This is a genomic window from Escherichia sp. HH41S (assembly GCF_009820115.1).
Classification (GTDB): domain Bacteria; phylum Pseudomonadota; class Gammaproteobacteria; order Enterobacterales; family Enterobacteriaceae; genus Escherichia; species Escherichia coli_F.
The window spans coordinates 287,543-304,303 of record NZ_VNXE01000119.1; the positions used below are offsets into that span (position 1 = coordinate 287,543).

Annotated in this window: 16 protein-coding genes; 8 read left to right on the forward strand and 8 right to left on the reverse strand. The window is 48.1% G+C overall.

Annotation, left to right across the window (positions count from 1 at the left end):
* Positions 1 to 75 precede the first annotated feature (75 nt).
* The 6 genes from dmsD to FQZ95_RS23390 all read right to left on the reverse strand — a co-directional run bounded on the left by dmsD (position 76) and on the right by FQZ95_RS23390 (position 7,631).
* Entirely contained in the window at positions 76 to 690 is a 615-nt protein-coding gene (gene dmsD / locus FQZ95_RS23365) for a Tat proofreading chaperone DmsD (protein ID WP_032184289.1), read from the reverse strand.
* Between the two features lie 42 nt (positions 691 to 732).
* Complete coding sequence (gene ynfH / locus FQZ95_RS23370) at positions 733 to 1,587, reverse strand: selenate reductase membrane anchor subunit YnfH (protein ID WP_032184288.1); 855 nt, start codon at positions 1,585 to 1,587, stop codon at positions 733 to 735.
* A 1-nt stretch (position 1,588) separates the two neighbouring features.
* Positions 1,589 to 2,206, reverse strand: a complete 618-nt coding sequence (gene ynfG, locus FQZ95_RS23375) for a DMSO reductase like molybdoenzyme iron-sulfur subunit YnfG (RefSeq protein ID WP_032184287.1) — start codon at positions 2,204 to 2,206, stop codon at positions 1,589 to 1,591.
* A 10-nt stretch (positions 2,207 to 2,216) separates the two neighbouring features.
* Positions 2,217 to 4,640 (reverse strand): selenate/tellurate reductase subunit YnfF, encoded by a 2,424-nt coding sequence (gene ynfF / locus FQZ95_RS23380; protein ID WP_077760065.1) that lies wholly within the window; start codon positions 4,638 to 4,640, stop codon positions 2,217 to 2,219.
* A 60-nt stretch (positions 4,641 to 4,700) separates the two neighbouring features.
* The gene (ynfE, locus tag FQZ95_RS23385; RefSeq protein WP_032184286.1) at positions 4,701 to 7,127 is read right to left on the reverse strand and encodes a selenate/tellurate reductase subunit YnfE; all 2,427 of its coding nucleotides are present in this window, start codon (positions 7,125 to 7,127) and stop codon (positions 4,701 to 4,703) included.
* A gap of 198 nt (positions 7,128 to 7,325) precedes the next feature.
* A complete protein-coding gene (locus tag FQZ95_RS23390) occupies positions 7,326 to 7,631 on the reverse strand; it encodes a DUF1161 domain-containing protein (protein WP_032184285.1) in 306 nt (101 codons plus the stop codon).
* A 107-nt stretch (positions 7,632 to 7,738) separates the two neighbouring features.
* Between FQZ95_RS23390 and FQZ95_RS23395 the strand changes: the two genes are divergently transcribed.
* The gene (locus FQZ95_RS23395; protein ID WP_077760064.1) at positions 7,739 to 8,449 is read left to right on the forward strand and encodes a YnfC family lipoprotein; all 711 of its coding nucleotides are present in this window, start codon (positions 7,739 to 7,741) and stop codon (positions 8,447 to 8,449) included.
* A gap of 2 nt (positions 8,450 to 8,451) precedes the next feature.
* On the opposite strand, the gene speG is transcribed toward FQZ95_RS23395, so the two are convergent.
* Together speG and FQZ95_RS23405 are read right to left on the reverse strand one after the other, a co-directional pair.
* Positions 8,452 to 9,012, reverse strand: coding sequence for a spermidine N1-acetyltransferase (gene speG / locus FQZ95_RS23400; protein ID WP_001138584.1), 561 nt, complete (start codon positions 9,010 to 9,012; stop codon positions 8,452 to 8,454).
* 34 nt (positions 9,013 to 9,046) lie between these two features.
* Complete coding sequence (locus FQZ95_RS23405; RefSeq protein WP_000705207.1) at positions 9,047 to 9,388, reverse strand: DUF1283 family protein; 342 nt, start codon at positions 9,386 to 9,388, stop codon at positions 9,047 to 9,049.
* A gap of 134 nt (positions 9,389 to 9,522) precedes the next feature.
* Between FQZ95_RS23405 and FQZ95_RS23410 the strand changes: the two genes are divergently transcribed.
* The 7 genes from FQZ95_RS23410 to FQZ95_RS23440 all read left to right on the forward strand — a co-directional run bounded on the left by FQZ95_RS23410 (position 9,523) and on the right by FQZ95_RS23440 (position 16,748).
* Positions 9,523 to 9,849, forward strand: a complete 327-nt coding sequence (locus FQZ95_RS23410) for a YnfA family protein (RefSeq protein WP_001314753.1) — start codon at positions 9,523 to 9,525, stop codon at positions 9,847 to 9,849.
* 204 nt (positions 9,850 to 10,053) lie between these two features.
* Positions 10,054 to 11,268 (forward strand): starvation-sensing protein RspA, encoded by a 1,215-nt coding sequence (rspA, locus tag FQZ95_RS23415; protein WP_032184282.1) that lies wholly within the window; start codon positions 10,054 to 10,056, stop codon positions 11,266 to 11,268.
* Between the two features lie 11 nt (positions 11,269 to 11,279).
* Complete coding sequence (locus tag FQZ95_RS23420; RefSeq protein ID WP_032184281.1) at positions 11,280 to 12,299, forward strand: Zn-dependent oxidoreductase; 1,020 nt, start codon at positions 11,280 to 11,282, stop codon at positions 12,297 to 12,299.
* Between the two features lie 44 nt (positions 12,300 to 12,343).
* Positions 12,344 to 13,318, forward strand: coding sequence for a TRAP transporter substrate-binding protein (locus FQZ95_RS23425; protein WP_032184280.1), 975 nt, complete (start codon positions 12,344 to 12,346; stop codon positions 13,316 to 13,318).
* 50 nt (positions 13,319 to 13,368) lie between these two features.
* Positions 13,369 to 13,854 (forward strand): TRAP transporter small permease, encoded by a 486-nt coding sequence (locus tag FQZ95_RS23430; protein ID WP_032184278.1) that lies wholly within the window; start codon positions 13,369 to 13,371, stop codon positions 13,852 to 13,854.
* Positions 13,855 to 13,868: 14 nt separating this feature from the next.
* A complete protein-coding gene (locus FQZ95_RS23435; RefSeq protein ID WP_032184277.1) occupies positions 13,869 to 15,152 on the forward strand; it encodes a TRAP transporter large permease in 1,284 nt (427 codons plus the stop codon).
* A gap of 135 nt (positions 15,153 to 15,287) precedes the next feature.
* On the forward strand, positions 15,288 to 16,748 hold the full coding sequence (locus FQZ95_RS23440; protein ID WP_032184276.1) for a mannitol dehydrogenase family protein: 1,461 nt from the start codon (positions 15,288 to 15,290) through the stop codon (positions 16,746 to 16,748).
* The last annotated feature ends 13 nt before the right edge of the window (positions 16,749 to 16,761 follow it).

Genomic DNA, 16,761 nt, shown 5'->3' on the forward strand with positions numbered 1-16,761 from the left:
TAAAATACGTGACGTTGTAACGTATTATTGCCGAATAACGCGTGATTGTCGCCATCCGGCAATATTGCGGCAACTTTATCGAAACAGTGGTTTAACCGCGACAGGAATCAACAGTTGTGATTGCCATTGCGCCAGCGTTAAGCGAGCCAGTTCACCCAGCGCACGGTAGAAAGGGTGTTCTGCTTTTTCGATAAAAACGTCAAGAAATCGTGTTGACCACGGAAAAAGGTGCCATGCCAGCAATTCTTCGCATTCTGTCTTGCGACCATTCTCCGCCAACCACGCAGCCATCAACAGCAGTGAACCAAAATGATCTTCCGGTTCGTTTTGCTTCATTTCGAACTGAATACCTTTCTCGCGCATCCATTGACGAAGTGCCAATGTTGAATCGCCAAACAGCACAGATTCGCGATCCAGCCAGACCGACCCCCACGGCGGAGACGGCAGTGCCCACGGGCCGACAAACAAACGCTGCCAGGCCTGGGCGCGAGTCTCTTCACTCTGTGCCTGAAAAGCCGTCACCAGCGGCGCTAATGACGCTTCTGGTAGAGGCCACTGAGTTTCCCAGCCGTCACTGGTGAGTACCGCAACCAGAGGTGCGGCTTCTGCACTCTCTGGAGCGTAATAAAACAGCGCGCCCAACACGCGCGCCGCGACAGAAAAATTATCTTGCTGTGAAAAATGGGTCATTCCTAACATCCTGAAATGTGCGGGTTGCCCCGCACCAATTTGTTAACCTGCAATAGCCATTCCTACCGTCATGTGCAGGCCATAAAAGAGCACACGCCCGATCATCTCACCGCCAAGTATGAGGATTAGCCCCAGAATAAGTCCGGCAACGTGAGGTTCACGGCGACGAATGAGCGGGCAAAGCCAGCATCCAAGACCTGCGCATAACAATACCACACGCCAGACCTGTAAGGAGGCGTAATCTGGTACCAGTGCGCTGGCTTGTTGCACGGATGAGTGAATAGACGCCAGAGACAAACCTTGCAGCACAATCACCCCGGCACAAGCGATCAGCGCCAGAACGCTAATGATGGCAAATGGTGTGGTATTAAATGTAACGCGAGCTGCCCGCAGAATTGCGGCAGCAAGTATTGGACCGCTCAACAATACCGTCAGGAAGAAAGCCAGCGTAGTGTAACCGTTATGCCAGGTTGGCACGGTGTCGATTTGATACACGCAGGTCATCATCCAGACGAAAATGACGCCGAGCGCCATGCTGACAAGTAACCAGAGTTTCCCCAACGCTTGCGGCATTTTACCGATGACCGCCACCAGCCACCATAGTCCGCCAACGGCAAAAAATATGGAACCGGCAGCAATCTCGTTACTCAGACCAGAAGCTCCGATTCGATTCAGCGAGTTAAACGCTCGCAGTGGCGATCCCAGGTGCATGACAGAGGCAATAAACCCGATGCCCATCAACAGCCAGAGGAAAAACATGCCACGGACAATACGCTGACGGTCTGCGTCATTTTTGCTGGCGAACCAGCCGATTCCGCTAATAATCAGCGCGCCTACGACGCATTGGCCCAATACGGTAAAGATAACCAGTGGCCATTCGTGCCATCCATTTCCCATTTTACACTTCCTCCGGATTAGCCAGGTAACCAGTGGTATCGCCGGTCGGGCGGCTGTTGGCGTTAGGTTTGATTACGATATTAGGTTTTGTGAAATGCGCGCGCGGCAGTGGCGCGACGGCAGCCAGAGTACCGTGTTTCTGGCGCAGTTCTTCAATTGGACCGAATTCAAGTGCACGCAGCGGGCAGGATTCGACACATATGGGTTGTTTCCCCTCGGCGACGCGCGAATAACAACCATCGCACTTCGTCATGTGCCCTTTTTCAGCATTGTACTGTGGCGCGCCGTACGGACAAGCCATGTGGCAGTAGCGGCAGCCGATACAAACATCTTCATCAACCACCACAAAGCCATCTTCACGCTTATGCATTGCGCCGCTGGGGCAGACTTTTGTACATGCGGGGTCATCGCAATGGTTACAGGAGATGGAGAGATAATAAGCGAACACGTTCTGGTGCCAGACGCCATTATCTTCCTGCCAGTCGCCGCCAGCATATTCATAAACACGGCGGAAACTGACTTCCGGGCCAAGATCTTTAAAATCTTTGCACGCCAGTTCGCAGGTTTTACAGCCAGTACAGCGGCTGGAATCGATAAAAAATCCATATTGTGTGGTCATGGGCTACTCCTTAAACCTTTTCGATCTGGACGAGATTGCTGTGCGACGGGTTTCCCTTTGCCAGCGGTGAAGGGCGGTGAGAGGTCAGAATATTGATACTGCCGCCGTGATCGACCCGGTCACCAAACATATCCGCATTAAGCCACGCACCTTGCCCGATGGCGGTAACGCCAGGCAGAATACGCGGAGTCACTTTTGCGGCAATCAGCATTTCTCCATTATTGTTAAATACCCGCACGGTATCGCCATGACGGATACCGCGTGCCTGAGCATCAATGGGGTTGATCCACACCTCTTGTGGGCAGGCCTGCTGTAACACATCAATATTGCCGTAGCTGGAGTGGGTACGCGCTTTGTAGTGGAAGCCCGTTAGCTGCAGTGGATAGGTTTTGCGCAGGGGATCGTCCCAGCCATCAAAACCTGGGGTATACGCAGGAAGGGGATGAATTATTTCATCTTTTTTCAATTCCCATGTGTCAGCAATCGTCGCCAGCCGTTCAGAATAAATTTCGATTTTCCCCGAAGGTGTTTTCAACGGGTTTGCCTGTGGATCTTCACGGAATGCGCGGAAAGCGACGTAATGTTCTTCCGGGCATTTTTTCTTAAAGATCCCGGTCGTTTTCATCTCCTCGTAGTCCGGCATCTCAGGGTTACGTTCCTTCGTTTTCGCATGGAGATATTTGATCCATTCATGCTGGCTGCGACCTTCAGTAAAAGTTTGATAAACGTCTGGTCCTAAGCGTTTCGCGACTTCACTCAGAATCCAGTAGATGGGTTTGCGTTCAAATTTTGCCGAGGTGGCGGGTTGGGCGAGGATCACATAGCCCATATTCCCTGCAGATTCATGAGAGATAAGGTCTTCTTGCTCTGTTGGCATCAGGTCGGGCAACAGGATATCGCAATACTTAGCCGAGGCCGTCATGAAGTGGTCAATGCCAACAATCATCTCGCACTTGCTGTCATCCTGAAGCACCTCATGGGTGTGATTGATGTCGCCATGTTGATTGATCAATGTGTTACTGGCGTAGCACCATAAAAACTTGATGGGGACATCCAGTTTTTCTTTTCCACGAATACCATCACGGGTCGCGGTCATTTCCGTACCGTGGTCGATGGCATCTGTCCATGTAAAGACGGAAATCTGCGTTTTAACAGGATTATCAAGCATCGGGAACCATTCGACCCCCAGATCCCAGCTACCTTCGCGTACACCTGAGTTGCCGCCGTTTATGCCGACGTTACCGGTGAGAACGGAAAGCATGGCAATAGCGCGGGACGTTTGCTCGCCGTTGGAGTGTCGTTGTGGCCCCCAACCCTGACAAATATAAGCAGGTTTTGCTGAACCGATCTCTCGTGCCAACTGGATAATTTTTTCTGCCGGGATGCTAGTGATTTTTGCTGCCCATTCCGGCGTTTTAGCAATGCCGTCAGGCCCTTCGCCCAGAATATAGGCTTTATAATGTGCGTTACGTGGTGCGCTGGGGGGCAGCGTTTTTTCATCGTAACCAACACAATATTTGTCGAGAAATGGCTGATCGACCATGTTTTCCGTAATCAGTACCCAGGCAATCGCACAGGCCAGTGCGCCATCGGTGCCAGGGCGAATGGGCAGCCATTCATCTTCACGCCCGGCAGCTGTGTCGTTATAACGTGGATCAATGACGATCATGCGTGCGTTTGAACGTTCGCGGGCTTGCTCGACGTAGTAAGTGACACCACCGCCGCTCATCCGGGTTTCTGCCGGGTTATTTCCGAACATAACGACCAGCTTCGTATTGGCGATATCATCCGGGCTGTTGCCATCATTGGCACCGAACATATAACTCATTGCGGCACTGATCTGTGCGGTACTGTAGCTGCCATAGCGACTGAGAAAACCACCACAAGAGTTCATCAGACGGTACGGGACGTTTGAGTTGGTGATGTTTCCGCCATCTACGCCTGTTCCATAGAGAACATGTACAGCCTCATTGCCGTAATCTTTTAGGATCCGCCGAAGATTATCACTGATGGTCTCCAGGGCTTCGTCCCAACTTATCCGTTCAAATTTACCTTCACCGCGCTTGCCGACGCGCTTCATGGGATATTTCAACCTATCAGGATGATTCATCCGTCGGCGGATAGAGCGCCCGCGTAAACACGCGCGAACCTGATGATTACCGTAGACGTCGTCACCTGTCGTATCAGACTCCACCCAGTACACGGTGTCATCTTTCACATGCAAACGTAACAGACAGCGGCTCCCGCAGTTAACGGTGCAGGAACTCCAGACCGCTTTCTCTTCTACCGGTGCCTCTGCCGCTCGGACCATTTGGGAAAATGGCAGTGTGAAAGCACTGCTTGCTAGCGCGAGACTGCCAAGAGCGGAGGTTTTCACCAGACTTCTACGGCTGATTTCAGCCGACATGAGCGCCTCTGTGGTATGGATTTTCATCATTACTCACTTATTGCTTTTCAAACAAAATGTCATGCCAGAATTTATGGTTGTAGTGGGTTATATTTTTTCGATCTCGACCAGATTAGTGTGCTGCGGGTTTCCCTTCGCCAGTGGTGAAGGGCGCAGAGTGGTTAGCGTATTCACACAGCCGCCGTGGTCGATTTTATCGCCAGACATATTGGCCTCGTGCCAGGCTCCCTGGCCCATAGCGCTAACTCCAGGGAGAATGCGTGGTGTCACTTTGGCTGGTAGCCGAACTTCGCCACGATGGTTAAACACCCGCACCATATCGCCGTTGGCAATCCCACGTTTCTGTGCATCTATAGGGTTGATCCACACTTCCTGACGGCAGGCTGCCTTCAGGACATCAATGTTGCCGTAGGTCGAGTGAGTACGGGATTTGTAATGGAAACCAAACAGTTGCAGTGGGAAGGTACTACGTTCAGGGGAGTCCCAGCCTTCAAAGGTTGAGGCATAAACCGGCAGTGGGCTTATCACTTCATCTTTTTCCAGTTCCCAGGTACGGGCAATTTCCGCCAGCTTGCTGGAATAAATTTCAATCTTACCGGAAGGCGTTTTAAGTGGATTTGCCTCGGGGTCGTCACGAAATGCTTTGTAGGCGATAAAATGACCATTGGGATCCTTACGCTTATAGATACCCATTTTTTTCAGTTCGTCGTAAGACGGTAATGCCGGATCTTTGGCAAGCATTTTGGCGTACAGATGTTGTAACCATTGTTCCTGAGTGCGGCCTTCAGTGAATTTTTGATAGACGTCAGGGCCAAGACGTTTCGCGACTTCACTTAGGATCCAGTAAATCGGTTTGCGTTCGAATTTTTCGCTGGTGACTGGCTGGAGGAAAATGAGATATCCCATGTTACCGGCGTAATCGTTAGGAATAATATCTTCCTGCTCAACGGTCATCAGGTCTGGCAGCAGAATGTCGGCATATTTTGCCGATGAGGTCATAAAGTTTTCGATGACCACAATCATTTCACATTTCGATTCGTCCTGCAGAATTTCATGCGTTTTGTTAATGTCAGAATGCTGATTAACCAGGGTATTTCCCGCGTAGTTCCAGATGAACTTAATGGGCACATCCAGTTTATCTTTGCCGCGGACGCCGTCGCGGATTGCCGTCATTTGCGGGCCATGATCGATAGCATCCGTCCAGCTGAAGCAGGAGATTGATGTTTTGACCGGATTATCCAGCACCGGCAGGCGTTCTATGGTAATGGTATAGGTGGATTCACGCGCGCCACTATTTCCGCCGCTGATGCCGACATTGCCCGTCAGAATAGGCAACATCGCAATAGCGCGTGCGGTCAGCTCACCGTTTGCCTGGCGTTGCGGTCCCCAGCCCTGGCAGATATAAGCGGGTTTTGCTGTGCCGATTTCACGCGCCAGTTTGATGATACGGTCCACCGGGATACCGGTAATTTGCGAAGCCCACTGCGGCGTTTTCGCTGTGTTATCATCACCTTCACCAAGAATATAGGCTTTATAGTGACCATTTTTTGGTGCATCTGCGGGTAAGGTTTTTTCGTCATAGCCGACGCAGTATTTATCGAGAAAAGGTTGATCAACGAGATTTTCGTTAATCAATACCCAGGCAATACCCGCAACCAGCGCGGCATCGGTGCCCGGGCGAATAGGAAGCCATTCGTCTTCACGACCGGCAGCCGTATCGGTATATCGCGGATCGATAACAATCATTTTTGCGTTCGATTTCTCGCGCGCTTTTTCAAGAAGATAAGTGATGCCACCGCCGCTCATGCGGGTTTCTGCCGGGTTGTTACCAAACATCACGACCAGCTTGCTGTTTTCAATATCCGTGGTGCTGTTGCCATCATTACTGCCGTAGGTGTAGGGCATGGCACAGGAAATTTGCGCGGTGCTGTAGGAGCCATACTGATTGAGTGAACCGCCGTAGCAGTTCATCAGGCGTTTGACCGCCGAGGCTGATGGTGAAGAGCGGGTCATATTGCCGCCAACAATCCCCGAAGAGTACTGAATATATACAGCCTCATTGCCATATTGTTCGACGGTTTTTTTCAGGCTACTGGCGATAGTATCCAGGGCTTCATCCCAGCTAATCCGTTCGAATTTGCCTTCGCCACGTTTGCCCACGCGTTTCATTGGGTAATTCAAGCGATCGGGATGATTAATACGTCGACGGATGGACCGACCGCGCAAACAGGCGCGTACTTGATGATTGCCATACTCGTCGTTGCCGGTGTTGTCAGTTTCCACCCAGGTGACTTCATTATCTTTAACATGTAGACGAAGTGCACAGCGGCTACCACAGTTGACGGAACAGGCACCCCAGACCACTTTTTCGCTGGCCTGTTGTACCGCTGCCGCTGCACTGCGCAGGGTGAACGGTAAAGAAAAACCGCCTGCAGCCAGCGCCAGAGAACCTATCGCGGTAGATTTAACGAGTGTTCTGCGGCTGATGCCCACCATTTGTTCATTTTTGGACATAACTCACTCCCTGTTCTTTATCGTTATATAAAAGTTTATATATTGAATATTTAGCGCGCTAACAATAGAGGGAGTCTACCCATTTTGGGTTAAGAATTATTAATCCATATCAATAGAAGGGTATGAGTAATAAGGCGGGATTATGTTGTATGTTCATATCGCCGGACCTGTTGAATCCGGCGTTTAGTCAATAATGTGTTACTGCGGTTCGGCAGGCGCGCCATCCTGAGTAGACTGCGCGGGGGCAGAGACGTTACCGCTGGTGGTGCGGGTGTAAAGAATTTTATGCGTATCATTGGCGCAATGCCCGACGACCTGGGAATCAGGCTGATCAACCTGGTCATTGGGTACAATACTTAACGTGAAGCTGCTTTCGGGTACGCCATTATTGATAATACGCTGTGATATATCGCTCTTTATGCGCTCACAGGATCCCGGCGCGGCGAGTACCGTGGGTGAGGCGAGGGCGAGCAGAAGCGCGGCACAGCAGGTTGAGAGTTTCATCATAAGCTCCTTACGCGAATATAACTTCTTTAAGCATAGCATTTAACGTGTAAAGTACTGTATTTGCTACTATGATTGAGAATCATCTCTACTGTCTGGTGACTGTTGTGAAATACAAATTACTACCATGCTTACTCGCGATATTACTCACAGGATGTGACCGCACAGAGGTAACACTTTCATTTACCCCTGAGATGGCCAGTTTCTCTAATGAATTCGATTTTGATCCGCTGCGTGGTCCGGTAAAAGATTTCACTCAGACATTAATGGATGAGCAAGGGGAAGTAACGAAGCGTGTTTCGGGGACTTTGTCGGAAGAAGGCTGTTTTGATTCACTCGAATTATTGGATCTGGAAAATAATACCGTGGTTGCCCTGGTATTGGACGCCAATTATTACCGTGATGCCCAGACGCTGGAGAAAAGAGTTCGTTTGCAGGGAAAATGCCAGCTAGCAGAATTACCTTCTGCCGGGGTGAGTTGGGAAACCGATGATAATGGCTTTGTGATTAAAGCCAGCAGCAAACAGATGCAGATGGAATATCGCTATGATGAGCAGGGGTATCCGCTGGGTAAAACCACGAAAAGTAACGACAAAACATTATCTGTCAGCGCCACGCCATCAACGGATCCGATCAAAAAATTAGATTACACCGCGGTTACTTTACTGAATAATCAACGGGTAGGTAATGTAAAACAGAGCTGTGAATATGACAGTCACGCCAATCCGGTGGACTGTCAGCTAATCATTGTTGATGAAGGAGTAAAACCCGCCGTCGAACGGGTTTATACCATCAAAAATACTATCGATTATTATTAATGCTATTGTGCGGTCGGCTTCAGGAGAGTCTGACCCGGTGTTTTGTGCTCTGCCAGATACTGATGCTGGAATATGCACATGCGAATGGCATTCCGATATTGACCATTAATAAAGAACTCATGCATCAATTCACCTTCAACCGTAAAGCCAAGCTTGCGGTAAATGTGAATTGCTTTTTCGTTCTCTTTATCGACGATCAGATACAGCTTATAGAGATTGAGAACGGTGAAGCCATAGTCCATTGCTAATTTTGCGGCACGCGTTGCCAGACCTTTCCCCTGATACTCCGGGGAGATAATTATCTGAAATTCTGCGCGGCGATGGACATGGTTAATTTCCACCAGCTCCACCAGACCGGCTTTTTCGCCGTCACATTCCACCACAAAGCGCCGCTCGCTCTGATCGTGAATATGCTTATCATACAGATCAGAGAGTTCAACGAAGGCTTCGTAGGGTTCCTCAAACCAGTAACGCATCACACTGGCGTTATTGTCGAGTTGATGTACATAGCGTAAATCTTCACGCTCCAGCGGGCGTAGCTTAACACTGTGGGCGCTTGGCATAACGTGTCCTTACATTCCTTAAATCAATAACAGGTTAGGGGGTAATAACGCGGCCAGTTCGACGGTCCAGGCAGCGCAATGTATTTGGCTCCCAGTAGGCATTGATGTTGGCACTTTGCTCGCATTTATCGCGGTTATCAAAAGCGGCGTCGGCTTTATCCCACTCTTTTTCAGTGCGTTTATTCACTTTCTGGCGCAGATTGCGCGTGTCATTCCATTGCTCTTTTTCCATAGCGGCGTGCTGGCGGCTTTGTGCACTGTCGCCAGACTCAATCACCAGTTTGTTAGTTTCGGCATGAACAGTTGTGCTCAATGCCAGTGTGCAAGGCAGCAGAAAAGCGAGCAGGCCAATTCGTTTGCTGAGAGTAATTTTCATAATTCATTCCCTGTATGAATGATTAAAGGTGATTCTACACCATCCACTGCGAACGCAAAACGTACCAGGAGGATGTTTATATTGATGATATTATGTCGTCCTATAACTATACATGATGTCAATAAGTGACAAAGATGATTAAAACAACGTTACTATTTTTTGCTACTGCGCTGTGTGAAATTATTGGATGCTTTCTGCCCTGGTTGTGGTTAAAACGAAACGCCAGTATCTGGCTGTTGCTTCCGGCGGGGATTTCTCTGGCACTGTTTGTCTGGTTGTTAACGTTGCATCCTGCGGCGAGTGGGCGTGTTTACGCGGCTTATGGTGGCGTTTATGTCTGCACGGCGTTGATTTGGCTGCGCGTTGTGGATGGCGTGAAGTTAAGTCTTTATGACTGGACGGGGGCGTTGATTGCGCTTTGCGGCATGTTGATTATTGTTGCAGGCTGGGGGCGCGCATAAGGACATAAACCCAATTTATCAATAAGATACGAGGAAGTGTCAGCTGACAAAAGCATTTTTATTTTTTCTTTTGTCAACCATTCAGGGCGCAAATATGCGCTTTTTTTGTGATCACTCCTGCTTTTTTCGTTCTTCATACTTGTATGGTAGTAGCTCAGTTGCGTAGATTTCATGCATCACGAAGATCTATGCAAGGAATAAAACATGAAGATCGTAGGGGCTGAAGTTTTTGTCACCTGTCCAGGACGTAATTTTGTCACCTTAAAAATCACCACGGAGGACGGTATTACGGGCCTTGGTGATGCCACCCTCAATGGACGTGAGCTTTCCGTGGCCTCTTATTTGCAGGATCACCTTTGTCCGCAGCTTATTGGTCGCGATGCGCAGCGTATCGAAGATATCTGGCAGTTTTTCTATAAAGGTGCGTACTGGCGTCGCGGTCCGGTGACGATGTCGGCCATTTCAGCGGTTGATATGGCGCTGTGGGATATTAAAGCCAAAGCTGCCAACATGCCGCTTTACCAGTTACTCGGCGGCGCGTCTCGTGAAGGGGTGATGGTTTATTGCCATACCACCGGTCACAGTATTGATGAAGCTCTGGATGATTATGCCCGTCATCAGGAGCTGGGATTCAAAGCCATCCGCGTGCAGTGCGGAATCCCTGGTATGAAAACCACCTACGGCATGTCGAAAGGCAAAGGTCTGGCTTATGAACCCGCAACCAAAGGACAGTGGCCGGAAGAGCAGCTGTGGTCGACGGAAAAATACCTCGATTTCATGCCGAAATTGTTTGACGCGGTACGTAACAAGTTTGGTTTTAATGAACATTTGCTGCATGACATGCACCATCGCTTAACGCCTATTGAAGCAGCACGCTTTGGTAAAAGCATTGAAGATTATCGCATGTTCTGGATGGAAGACCCGACGCCTGCGGAAAACCAGGAATGCTTCCGCCTGATTCGCCAACACACCGTCACGCCAATTGCAGTGGGTGAAGTCTTCAACAGCATTTGGGACTGCAAACAGCTGATTGAAGAACAACTTATCGACTATATCCGCACCACGCTGACTCACGCGGGGGGGATTACCGGTATGCGCCGGATTGCCGATTTTGCTTCGTTGTATCAGGTACGTACTGGCTCACACGGTCCTTCCGATTTGTCACCAGTCTGCATGGCTGCGGCGCTGCACTTTGATCTGTGGGTCCCCAATTTCGGTGTCCAGGAATACATGGGCTATTCCGAACAAATGCTTGAAGTCTTCCCGCACAACTGGACTTTCGATAACGGCTATATGCATCCGGGAGACAAACCTGGTCTTGGCATTGAATTCGATGAAAAGCTGGCGGCGAAATATCCCTATGAACCTGCATATCTGCCAGTCGCACGCCTGGAAGATGGCACACTCTGGAACTGGTAAGGACGGAATATATGGTTAGTGTTGTGGTTGAAAAACCTGGGAAAATGCATCTGATTGATAGCGTTTCTTCTGCGCCGAAAGCTGATGAAGTTTGTGTCAAAGTTGAGTATGCAGGGATATGTGGTTCAGATCTGCATATTTATCATGGCGCAAATCCTTTTGCGGTTTACCCTCGTATCGTAGGACATGAATTTGTCGGTACGATAACCAGTGTAGGGGACAGTATCTCTTCGCAACGCATTGGTGAACGCGTCGTAGTTGATCCAGTCATTAGCTGCGGTCATTGTTATCCATGTTCAATTGGGCGCCCGAATGTGTGCGAAAGCTTAAACGTATTAGGCGTTCATCGCGATGGTGGCTTTACCGATTATACCTGTGTTCCGGCAACTAACACCTGGCGAGTGCCAGAATCTATACCAGCAAACCTTGCAGCGGCAATTGAACCGTATGCGGTAGCCGCCAATGTAACCAATCGTACGGGGGTTTTCCCAACGGATGTTGCACTGGTATATGGAGCAGGTCCGGCAGGTTTAACAATTATTGATGTTTTGTGTAACGTCTGGCAGATTCCAGTAATTGTGGTGGATCAACGCGAAGATCGCCTGCTTATGGCAGGACGTTGTGGTGCGACTCATACTTTTAATAACCGGAATGGTTCATTACGGGAATTTCTGCACAATAATAAACTAACACCTACGTTAATTTATGATGCGGTTTGCCATCCATCTATCCTGGAAGAAGCCGTGACGTTAATCTCTCCTGCCGGGCGAATTGGACTTTTAGGTTTTTCTGCGACACCGTCCGCAATAGCGCAACAAGAATTAACTCGTCGTGAGTTAACCCTCTATTCATCGCGTTTAAATTGTCGTATGTTCCCTACAGTTATTGAGTGGATGGTGATGGGATTAATTCATCCGGAGAATATTATAAGCCATATTTTTGATATTCAACATGTACATGAAGCATTTAAACTCATCGAGTCTCAACAAGAAGGATTGTGCAAAGTATTATTGAAATTCCCCGAGTCCTGAATGTCTTATATAAAAGTTACTGTACCTAAAAAGGAACATAAATCATGGAAAAGAAAAAGCTATCTCTGGCACTTTGTACTCTGTTTGGTGGATTATTAAGTTTTTCAGCTATAGCCGCAGATGTTACCCTAAAATTAGGGCATCCTGTAAATGAAGAACATAGTTGGCATAAAGCCTCACTGAAGTTTGCTGAGTTGGTGAAGCAAAAAACAAACAATGCGGTAGAAGTTAAAATCTATCCTAATGAATCATTAGGTAAAGAAATGGATATTATTAACGCAATTCAGCTAGGAAGCGTTGATATGACCATTACAGGTGAGTCATTGCAAAACTGGGCACCTTCTGCCGCATTGCTGGCAGTGCCTTATATGATTACCTCTTCAGAACAAATGGCAAAAATTGTTAATGGTGAAGTTGGCGCACAAATATCCAAAGATATTGAAGAGCGTGTGAAACTGAAAACTATAGCCTGGTTTGAACGCGGCCCCCGTAACCTGACGTCTAACCGTCCGATTACCAATCCGGAAGAACTTAAAGGGCTAACTCTACGTTTACCGAACGTACCAATGTTCATCAACGTTTGGAAAGATTTGGGCGCGCAACCGACACCAATGGCATTTTCTGAAGTCTTTACTGGCTTGCAGCAGGGAGTGATTGAAGGGCAGGAAAATCCACTTTCTATGATTATGAGTGGTAGTTTCTTTGAAGTACAGAAGTATCTTAACCGGACAGAACATGTTCGTAGCTGGATCTATCTGGTTATGGGGACGAAGAAGTTTAATAAGCTGAAGCCAGAATTCCAGCAGGCTATTATTGATGCAGGTAAAGAGGCTCAGGCCTATGAACACGAATTATATTTACAGGATGAAGCTAAATTAGTTGAAGCTCTGCAAGCGAAAGGGATGACGTTGGTTGATGTACATCAGAACGAGTTTGCTCGGATAGCAAATGAATCAGTTGAAAAATCAATTAATCCACAAATCAAACCTCTTTACGAAAAAGCTCGCGCAACAAAATAATTTTAAACGGGGGGGAAGTTCCCCCTTTTTTGAGCTACTGAGGGGGAAATATGTTTAATAAGTTATATGGATATATAGAAAAAATTTATTTAACTATTGGCACGGTTTTATTGGTTGCGCTCATTGGTGTAGTATTGCTACAGGTTATATCTCGTCCATTACCAATAAGTTCTCCAGCATGGACAGAGGAAGTCGCTCGCTTTCTGCTGGTTTACGTCGTCGCATTTGGTTGTGCACTGGCAACAGGTAAACGTGAATTAGTGAACGTTGATTTGGTAGTAAGTATGCTGCCATCTGGTTTGAAAAAATATCTGGTGCTACTTATTGATTTAGTTATTCTTACCTGCTCAATTACTCTAATGATCAATTCCGTAGAATATGTAGAAAGCACAATGTGGCGTATGGCTACTACACTGCCTATTTCACAGGCATGGGTGACATCCGCGGTGATTATCATCACTGGAAATATATCGCTTTTTACTTTGTTTAATTTGATTCGGGATTTTACGCCGCAAGGCGGAAATAGAATTATCTAATGTGAGAACAGCGCATGAATCCGACTATTGGTCTGTTTGTGATATTCTTTGTTTCACTTATGCTGGGAGTTCCGGTTATTTTCTCCCTTGCATTATCGTCAATATTCTATCTACTGGTCACTGATATGGGACTCGCCATTATGGCGAATCAGTTCTTTAGTGGTATGGACTCTTTTGTATTGCTTTGTATCCCGGGTTTTTTGCTGGCGGGAGGATTAATGAACGGCGGCGGCATTACTGACCGAATTGTATCTTTCAGTAACGCATGGCTGGGTCACATTCGTGGCGGTTTAGCAATGGCCAACGTTAGCGGTTCAATGATCTTTGCAGGTATTTCCGGCACGGCAGTTTCCGAAGCAGCCAGCATTGGTTCAGTAATGATACCCGCAATGAAACGCAGTGGTTATGATGCACCATTTTCTGGTGCAATCACTGCAGTAGCATCGACAGTCGGTCCAATTATTCCTCCCAGCGTACCAATGATCATTGTTGGTACATTAACCGGTTTGTCCGTGGGCAAACTATTTATCGCTGGGGCAGTTCCTGGTTTAATGATGGGCTTAACCATGGCCAGTATCGCATGGTACCTGGCGCATAAACGGGGTTATCCAAAAGGTGAGAGGGCCACATTTCGTCAACGGCTACATGCTACGCGTGGGGCGATCTGGGCAATTCTAATGCCGGTCATGATTATCGGCGGTTTGGTTACGGGTCTATTTACTCCGACTGAAGCATCTGTATTTGCTGTTGTGTTTTCGTTGATCGTGGGCTTTTTTGTCTATGGTGACTTGACCGTGAACAAATTCATGGGATGTATGATGGAAAGCATCAGCGGTACGGCTGGCATTTTGATGCTGGTTGGTTTCGCCAATGTTTTTGCCTGGATCCTGACATCTGAGGGGATCCCGCAGCAAATTGCCGATGGCATGTTATCTATTACGAACAACAAGTATCTGCTGATTCTGATGATTAACCTGCTGTTGTTGTTGGTAGGGATGTTTATGGAAACCATCGCAGCACTATTGATTCTCTTTACGCCATTACTCTCAGTTGCAACAGCCATCGGCATGGACCCAATCCATTTTGCCGTAATGATGGTAATGAATCTTGTTATAGGCCTGACGACACCACCTGTTGGCGTGTGCCTCTTCGTTTCGCAGGGAATTGCCCGTGTTTCTTTAGGAGAGATCAGTAAAGCGGTAATTCCGTTTATTACAGGAAATATCATTTTGCTGTTTATGGTTTCTTACATACCAGGACTCTCGTTGTGGCTTCCGGCATTGCTAGGTATGAAATAATCCATTTTTATTCATTACCCGGTTATATTTTCCGATAGTGTGGCCGGGCTTTCTATAAGAGTAAGAGAAAAAATAAACCACTGCGATATTTGTAACGGATACGTTGTAGTTTAATTGACAGAAACAGGCCTTATTATGGAAAACAAACTTTTTAATGCCAGGGCTATACTCCCTGTTTATGATCGTAATAACCTGGCCCCAAGAATTGTTCATTTAGGCTTTGGTGCATTTCACCGTGCGCATCAGGGCGTGTATGCCGATATTCTTGCTACGGAACATTTCAGTGACTGGGGATATTATGAGGTCAATTTAATCGGCGGCGAACAGCAAATTGCCGATTTACAACAGCAAGATAATCTTTATACCGTTGCGGAAATGTCGGCCGATGCGTGGACGGCTCGCGTCGTTGGCGTCGTTAAAAAAGCCTTGCACATACAAATAGATGGCTTAGAAACCGTGCTGGCTGCGATGTGTGAACCGCAAATCGCGATTGTCTCTCTGACAATCACCGAAAAAGGGTATTTCCACTCTCCGGCGACCGGACAGTTAATGCTCGATCACCCGATGGTCGTTGCCGACGTGCAAAATCCCCACCAGCCGAAAACTGCAACAGGGGTGATTGTTGAGGCGCTGGCTCGCCGTAAAGCGGCAGGACTTCCCGCATTTACCGTCATGTCATGTGACAACATGCCAGAAAACGGTCATGTTATGCGTGACGTTGTCACTTCCTACGCGCAAGCTGTTGATGTAAAACTGGCACAATGGATCGAAGAAAACGTGACTTTCCCATCAACAATGGTGGACCGTATTGTGCCCGCAGTGACAGAGGATACGCTGGCGAAAATCGAACAACTTACCGGTGTGCGCGATCCTGCTGGCGTTGCCTGTGAACCTTTCCGCCAGTGGGTAATAGAAGATAATTTTGTTGCCGGACGTCCGGAATGGGAAAAAGCGGGAGCCGAACTGGTGAGTGATGTGCTGCCTTATGAAGAGATGAAGTTGCGCATGCTCAACGGCAGTCATTCATTCCTGGCGTATCTGGGATATCTTGCGGGATATCAGCACATTAATGACTGCATGGAAGATGAAAATTATCGCCGTGCGGCACATGCCTTGATGTTGCAGGAACAGGCGCCGACGCTGAAAGTGCAGGGCGTTGATTTGCAAGATTACGCTAACCGATTAATTGAACGCTATAGCAACCCGGCGCTACGTCATCGAACCTGGCAGATTGCGATGGATGGCAGCCAGAAATTGCCACAGCGGATGTTGGATTCTGTTCGCTGGCATCTGGCGCATGACAGCAAGTTCGATCTGCTGGCGCTGGGCGTCGCGGGTTGGATGCGTTATGTCGGTGGTGTTGATGAACAGGGAAATCAGATAGAAATCAGTGACCCACTGTTACCTGTTATTCAGAAGGCAGTACAAAGTAGTGCTGAAGGGACAGCGCGCGTCCAGTCATTGCTGGCAATTAAGGCGATCTTTGGTGATGATTTACCAGGCAATAGTTTGTTTACGACAAAAGTAACGGAAGCGTACTTGTCTTTATTAGCGCATGGCGCGAAAGCGACCGTGGCGAAATATTCCGTGAAGTAAAAAAAGCAATGCC

Bases quoted from the DNA above. Each gene is read 5' to 3' on its own strand.
- dmsD (WP_032184289.1), bottom strand. From the start codon at position 690: ATGACCCATTTTTCACAGCAAGATAATTTTTCTGTCGCGGCGCGCGTG.
- ynfH (WP_032184288.1), bottom strand. From the start codon at position 1,587: ATGGGAAATGGATGGCACGAATGGCCACTGGTTATCTTTACCGTATTG.
- ynfG (WP_032184287.1), bottom strand. From the start codon at position 2,206: ATGACCACACAATATGGATTTTTTATCGATTCCAGCCGCTGTACTGGC.
- ynfF (WP_077760065.1), bottom strand. From the start codon at position 4,640: ATGAAAATCCATACCACAGAGGCGCTCATGTCGGCTGAAATCAGCCGT.
- ynfE (WP_032184286.1), bottom strand. From the start codon at position 7,127: ATGTCCAAAAATGAACAAATGGTGGGCATCAGCCGCAGAACACTCGTT.
- FQZ95_RS23390 (WP_032184285.1), bottom strand. From the start codon at position 7,631: ATGAAACTCTCAACCTGCTGTGCCGCGCTTCTGCTCGCCCTCGCCTCA.
- speG (WP_001138584.1), bottom strand. From the start codon at position 9,012: ATGCCAAGCGCCCACAGTGTTAAGCTACGCCCGCTGGAGCGTGAAGAT.
- FQZ95_RS23405 (WP_000705207.1), bottom strand. From the start codon at position 9,388: ATGAAAATTACTCTCAGCAAACGAATTGGCCTGCTCGCTTTTCTGCTG.
- FQZ95_RS23410 (WP_001314753.1), top strand. From the start codon at position 9,523: ATGATTAAAACAACGTTACTATTTTTTGCTACTGCGCTGTGTGAAATT.
- rspA (WP_032184282.1), top strand. From the start codon at position 10,054: ATGAAGATCGTAGGGGCTGAAGTTTTTGTCACCTGTCCAGGACGTAAT.
- FQZ95_RS23420 (WP_032184281.1), top strand. From the start codon at position 11,280: ATGGTTAGTGTTGTGGTTGAAAAACCTGGGAAAATGCATCTGATTGAT.
- FQZ95_RS23425 (WP_032184280.1), top strand. From the start codon at position 12,344: ATGGAAAAGAAAAAGCTATCTCTGGCACTTTGTACTCTGTTTGGTGGA.
- FQZ95_RS23430 (WP_032184278.1), top strand. From the start codon at position 13,369: ATGTTTAATAAGTTATATGGATATATAGAAAAAATTTATTTAACTATT.
- FQZ95_RS23435 (WP_032184277.1), top strand. From the start codon at position 13,869: ATGAATCCGACTATTGGTCTGTTTGTGATATTCTTTGTTTCACTTATG.
- FQZ95_RS23440 (WP_032184276.1), top strand. From the start codon at position 15,288: ATGGAAAACAAACTTTTTAATGCCAGGGCTATACTCCCTGTTTATGAT.